This window comes from Geobacillus sp. FJAT-46040 (genome assembly GCF_002335725.1).
In the GTDB taxonomy this organism is placed as follows: Bacteria; Bacillota; Bacilli; order Bacillales; family Anoxybacillaceae; genus Geobacillus; species Geobacillus thermoleovorans.
Genome location: NZ_NISS01000001.1, coordinates 622,443 through 628,107, shown reverse-complemented (window position 1 = coordinate 628,107; position 5,665 = coordinate 622,443). Strand labels below are relative to the sequence as shown.

The following is a 5,665-nucleotide window of genomic DNA, read 5'->3' as shown; positions in this document are numbered from 1 at the left end:
CCACCCAATCCGCTATTTCTTCTCCATATTCGTTCTGCACCCTTGTTTTTTGTTGAATAGTGATGCGGTGACGGAGCAACCCAGGATCCATGTCATATCACCGCCTCATCATGTCTCATTGGCTTTATGCGTCACAATCAAATTTCCCGCATCCGACACCGTCACTTCGTATTTATGCCCCGCTGGAGACACTAAGATAAGGCTTTTGAGTTCCTTCTCAACGCGCTTTTCAGTTTTCTCGCTCATGAATCCTTCCCCCTTTCTACGTTGTCGTTGTGCTATCGTAGCAATGAGTCAACTGCGCCACGATGCTCTCGACCGTATGCCGCACTTTTTCGCTCGTTTTGCCGATCATCTCGCGGTTTTCGTACCAGTCGGTCACTAGCACATAGCAAAACAGCTTAGCCAACTCATTGGTATTGTCAAACGTATTCCCTGTTGCATTGAACAAGTATTTTTCTGCCGCATTAATCAGCGTACTAATTAAGCCGTCCTCGTCACTATGCTCAACGCGCAACCATTGCTTCGCTTCGTCGAGCGTAATAATCAAAACGATCACCCCCAATAAAAGGGGACGGGGTTGCCCCCGTCATTAGCTCAGCGCCAACTGGCCGTATACAGCCGCGCCCGTATCCCAAAATTTAATATCGCTACGCATAATCGTGCGTAAATCCGTCGTATCGCGTTTAAATGCATCGCCACCTTCTTTCGTTGCCGCCAATTCAAAGAATCGACGCTTGAACAATACGATAAGCTCTTCAAGATTCCCAATGAAAATAGGAGCCTTGTTCGGCGTTCCGGTGATCGACGGCAAGAAGCGATTGGAACATACGACAACTGGACGGCCAAACAACAGCTTCCGCCCCGGCTGTGTAATATCATCTTGCAGCAAGAAGCGACCAGTCGTATCTTGTTGGCTATCTAACCAGTTATATCCGTCTTGGTTGGTCAATACAATAGAACTCAAACTGATGGCCGGATCTAAATCAACGTTGAATACCTTTTTCGCCGCTCTCAGATCCGCTAAATTTTTCGGAGTCATAGTCAGCAGGAGATCCGTAATCATCTTGTTATGCGTAACGACGGCCTTCTTGCCAATCCAACGCGTGATGTAATTAATAATGTTCTGATCGCTATCAGCTAAAAGCTCGTTCGTAATCGGCAAGATGCCGCCGCGTTTTTTCACAGAGTACGAGACAGCCACGAATTTAGGATTATCCGATTCCGGTAGCACGCCGTATTCATTAATCAACGCAAACGGCGTCATTGTTTCATCTTTCTCCAGCACGCGAGATCCCGATAAGGTGGTCACTTCCTCGACGCGAACATATTGAGACAAGTCGTTTTGCGCTCGCATGATCTCGTTAATGCGCGTCTGAATGTCCTTTGGAACGATTAAAGACGAATCCCCGTCCGTGATAGCCGGGTTAGTCCCACCTTCGTTCATGACAGCGCGCTTTTCGTATTCTGCGATAATGCTTCGCTCATCCGAAGAAACCGGGCGCCGGCGAATCGCCTTCATGAAGATTTGTCGATACTCCTGTTCCAATTCGGCATCTTCCTTTGTGACAGCACGAGTTTCGCCGCCAACCGAATAACCGCCGCCCAGGCCTAGACCGCCACGTTCTTCTTCCTCCAATTGCCGCTGCACTTCAATTTTCTTTTGTAGCGCTCGTACTTCTTCCATACGTTTTTCAGCTTCATCAACTTTATCCTCTGCTAAGAGAGTGCGGACTTCGACTTTCATCTGCTCCAGTTTTTGCAACATCTCACGCAGTTCTTTACCCATACTTTTTCAACCTCCTATAGTCAAAATAAAAAGAGCCGTTTTATATCAGCTCTAACTCGATGGCTAGTTTTCGTTTTTTGTATTCATTCGAAGCGCGTTTTTGCTGCTCCCGGTACTCATCAAGCGACCGGACAGACACTTCATTGGCCGGATAAGCCGGAAAAGCCACCGGGGAAATTTCATACAGTTCCGCATCCAAAATGGACCGCTTATAAATCTTCTTTCCGTCGCGATCCACTTGCGACCATTTGTCTTTTGTAACCCTCATCCCAAACGATACACCATCAACATCTCCCCGTTTAATCATCTCCCAGGCATCGTTGCCGACTGTGGTGTTCGGTAAATCCAGCTCAAATCGCAGTTCCTTCTCTGTACTCTCAAGGCGTAGCGTTCCGCTTTTCGTGCTTCCTAGCACTTTAGACGTGTCGTGCGACCAGAGACCGACAACCCCGCGCGTTTTCAAGCTCTCATCAAACGCGCCGGCCGCGATTTCTTCGACAAACGTGTCGCCCCACCAGTCCCGCATCTCCGCGCTTTCCGTGTTGTACTTGATCGACCCAGAGATGGTGCGCCTTTCTTCTTCTCCGCTTGACTGACGGACCTCAATTTTCACTGGAAGAGCCCGGATTTCCTTTGTGTCCTTCGTCGCCTGATTGCCCATTGTCACCACCTCCTTTCATGTACTGTTGGCCGGCCATCGTCAATGGAATAACGTTACCATTAAATACAAGCTGGTCACCGCCAGGTAAAGGTGGCTTCTCTTCTAATGCCCTCGCCTCGTTCGGCGTAATAAAACCTTTCTCAATTCCGATGCCATACGCTTCATAACGCGTTTTAATGTCGCTTCTAAGCATGCTGTCAACGTTGAATTTCACGTAATATCCAGCGTCAATTTCACTGTCAAGAAACAATTTATACGTCATCTCTTGCTCATACATTGTTAAAATCGGCAGCAATGTATCCACGTAAAACTGCCGTTGCTGTTCGGCTACATTCGTATGAGTTGCCCGGCTTAAATCGTTGAGTTGGTGCATTTTTATACCAAAAGCCGTTGCAATTTGCCTGATTGTTAGCTCCGTATTTTCAAGAAACTGCGCATCGGACATCGTCAAACTGATCGGCTTAAATTCGTACCCGATCGGCATGAGCGCGATGCGGTGACTGTTTTTCAGTCCTGAAGACATTTCCTCGAATTTTTCTCGGAATTTCTTCTGCGCTTCCGGGTTTAGATCGCCAACATACTGGACGATTCCTTTCACTTGCAACCCTTGCTTGTAAAAATTATTGATAAACCGGCCGGCCGCCGCCGCATTTTCCACCGTCGCCCGCAAATAATCAAGAGGAGGAACCCCGACAATGCCATCGAGTGTCACACCACTTTTAAAGTGCAAAATTTCGTTTGGCATGAGCTTCCGCCGCTCGGTTCCGACATCGACTTCATACCAGATGTGGTTTTTGCTGCTGAAAAGGCCGATATCGTCAATCCAAATGCGCACTTTACCCGCATCGATCGGCCAAAGCCCCACAATTCTGCCCTTTTCGTCCGTCTCAATGTTGACGTATGCATTACCGTGTATGTTCCGCTGCGTCTCATTGCATTTGGCGAAGTCAGAAGCTGACATATACGGATTGGGACGGAGCTTTAGCAACTTATATAAATAGTGCTTCACTGCCTTATTGACGCCGGTTTCGCCCTCGAGATAAATCTTCAATGGGAGCTTTGACAGCGATTCGGCTAAAATTTTGATACAAGCGTAAACCGTCGCTTCTTTCAGGGCATTTTTCCCATAAACGTTGACCTCGCCAGGAGAAAGGCCGAGAAAATCTAAAAGCGCCGGATCATTTAGGCTGTATTCTGTGTATTCAGTACTTCTTCGCTCCAAAGCACGCCGGAAAAACATTCATTCCTCACCTCCCTCACGGCGGATAACGCTTCGGTGGATGCAGCGCTGCAAAAATGCCGACGGCTAAACAAGAAAAACCCAGCATATACAGCCCTGCCGTCACGCTTAATCGGAACGTCGCGATGTTGATAAGCACTAGACCAATGAAAATAAAAAAATCTTCCGCGTAATCACGAAAGATTTTCCGTAATTTTTTCACTTTATCAACCCCACAGTCTGTCTAAAAAGTCATCGGTCGCAAATTCCGATACGTCAACCGACTCGACATTTGCAAACATCGCCCGGGCGTGGGCATTAATAAGCGCCGCCAGTGGGTCGATCCGGTCCGTGCTCTTCGATTTATCCAGCATAATGTTCTCCTGGGCGTCTTTTCGTGTCACCGCGTTGCCGACTGCCCATGTTAAAACGGGGTTTTGGTTGTGAATGATCTTCTTTTCAAACACTTTTGTCCGGAAATTTTTCGTCGGCTCCGTCAAATAGCGAATCCCCTGCGGAATTTCTACCGTCGTGAAGCCATCTGCTTCAAGCTCCTGCATTAAATGCCGCGCATTGTACTTGTCATAGCAAATTTCCTTCACCAAAACGCCGTATGTCGGCTCAATTGACTTGATATATTCGCGCACAAACGTATAATCGACGACCGCTCCTGGTGTGGCGGTGATCCAACCTTGACGAACCCATTGATCGAACGGCATTTTATCAGTCTTGACCCGCTCATCGAGCTTTTCTTCCGGTATGAACGAGTGGGACAAGACGACAAATTTGCCGTCATTCAAAGGGATTTCGATGGAAACGCTCGTTAAGTCGGTCGTTGCCGACAAGTCAACGCCTACATACGCATCCAATCCACTGATATCCGGCAGGTTTTCCGTGCCGCAGGCCGCCCAGCGCTCGGCCGAAATATAGGCTTGCTCGCGCTTATTGATCCAAACATTCATGTTTTTGGTTAAAAAATCGTCCATTTTGTCCGGTTTTTCCAGCGCTTCTTTCAGCTTGGCGCGAATATTTTCTACCCCTTCCGGATAGGAAGCCGCAATCGGGTTCGCTTTCAGCCATGCTTTTTCATCCTTAATGTCATCAATCAAATTTCCGTCCTCGTCTTTATCCAGTTCGTTGACCATCGCAAAGTATTGATCGTTTTCTACCGGGCTGTTCGGATCAAGAAGCTTCGAAACATATTGGTATTCACTTCGATAGCAAGGATTATTTAAGTTCGTGCCGGCCGTTGTGATAATCATTAGCAACGGCTGTGCCCTAGCAATCATACCAGAGTCAAGAATATTGTAAATCTCATCCGTGTCATGGGCGTGATACTCATCGATAATCCCGCATTGCGGGTTTAAACCGTCACCGGTCTTCCGGTCCTCTTTGGAAAGTGGCCGAATAATAGACCGACTTTTCAGGTGATGGATCGCCCCGTATTTCACTTCGTACTTCCCTTTGAGTTCCGGGCAACCGGCCAACATAGCTTCGGTTTCCTTCCATACAATCCTTGCCTGTTCCGTTTTCGTCGCGCCGATATATACTTCCGACATGTTTTCGCCGAATGCCATAGCCTCATATGAGGCTACGCAAGCCAAACTTTGCGACTTTGCGTTTTTTCTGCCTACCTGCCAATACGCCTTTTTAAAACGCCGATAGTCCGTGTCCTTATGCACCCAGCCGTAAATATTGCCAAATACAAACACCTGGATTTCATGTGGACGAATATGCTGCCCTTTTAATACGCCTTTGGTGTGTTTGAAAAGCGTCATCCATTTGAGAAAACGCATCGCTTTCGTTTCGTCAAAAATATAGGGAAAGCCATCAGTCCCTTCCCTTTCGATATCCCGTAAAAAACGCATGCATGCCCATTTATGTTTCTGGCAGGCGATCACCCGGCCGTCGATGACATCATAGGAGTAGTCAATGAGCCATTGCTTCAGGCTCATACATTACCAAACTCCTGTTCAAACGGCGTCGGCTGCTCTGG

Annotated in this window: 8 protein-coding genes; all 8 read right to left on the bottom strand. The window is 47.7% G+C overall.

The features are described 5' to 3' along the window. Positions 1-91: phage head completion protein (locus CD000_RS19640; RefSeq protein ID WP_483299627.1), on the bottom strand; the 91-nt coding region annotated here is incomplete at its 3' end. A 17-nt stretch (positions 92-108) separates the two neighbouring features. Continuing rightward, complete coding sequence (locus CD000_RS18405; protein WP_158225536.1) at positions 109-246, bottom strand: hypothetical protein; 138 nt, start codon at positions 244-246, stop codon at positions 109-111. 16 nt (positions 247-262) lie between these two features. Then, the gene (locus tag CD000_RS03400; protein ID WP_096224895.1) at positions 263-550 is read right to left on the bottom strand and encodes a head-tail connector protein; all 288 of its coding nucleotides are present in this window, start codon (positions 548-550) and stop codon (positions 263-265) included. 42 nt (positions 551-592) lie between these two features. Then, entirely contained in the window at positions 593-1,789 is a 1,197-nt protein-coding gene (locus CD000_RS03395) for a phage major capsid protein (protein ID WP_096224894.1), read from the bottom strand. 40 nt (positions 1,790-1,829) lie between these two features. Continuing rightward, complete coding sequence (locus tag CD000_RS03390; protein WP_096224888.1) at positions 1,830-2,450, bottom strand: HK97 family phage prohead protease; 621 nt, start codon at positions 2,448-2,450, stop codon at positions 1,830-1,832. Continuing rightward, the gene (locus CD000_RS03385; RefSeq protein ID WP_096224893.1) at positions 2,392-3,690 is read right to left on the bottom strand and encodes a phage portal protein; all 1,299 of its coding nucleotides are present in this window, start codon (positions 3,688-3,690) and stop codon (positions 2,392-2,394) included. Before CD000_RS03385 ends, CD000_RS03390 begins: the two co-directional genes overlap by 59 nt. A gap of 16 nt (positions 3,691-3,706) precedes the next feature. Further along, a complete protein-coding gene (locus tag CD000_RS18400; RefSeq protein WP_096224892.1) occupies positions 3,707-3,892 on the bottom strand; it encodes a hypothetical protein in 186 nt (61 codons plus the stop codon). 4 nt (positions 3,893-3,896) lie between these two features. Further along, positions 3,897-5,624, bottom strand: a complete 1,728-nt coding sequence (locus tag CD000_RS03375; RefSeq protein ID WP_096224891.1) for a terminase large subunit — start codon at positions 5,622-5,624, stop codon at positions 3,897-3,899. Between the last annotated feature and the right edge of the window lie 41 nt (positions 5,625-5,665).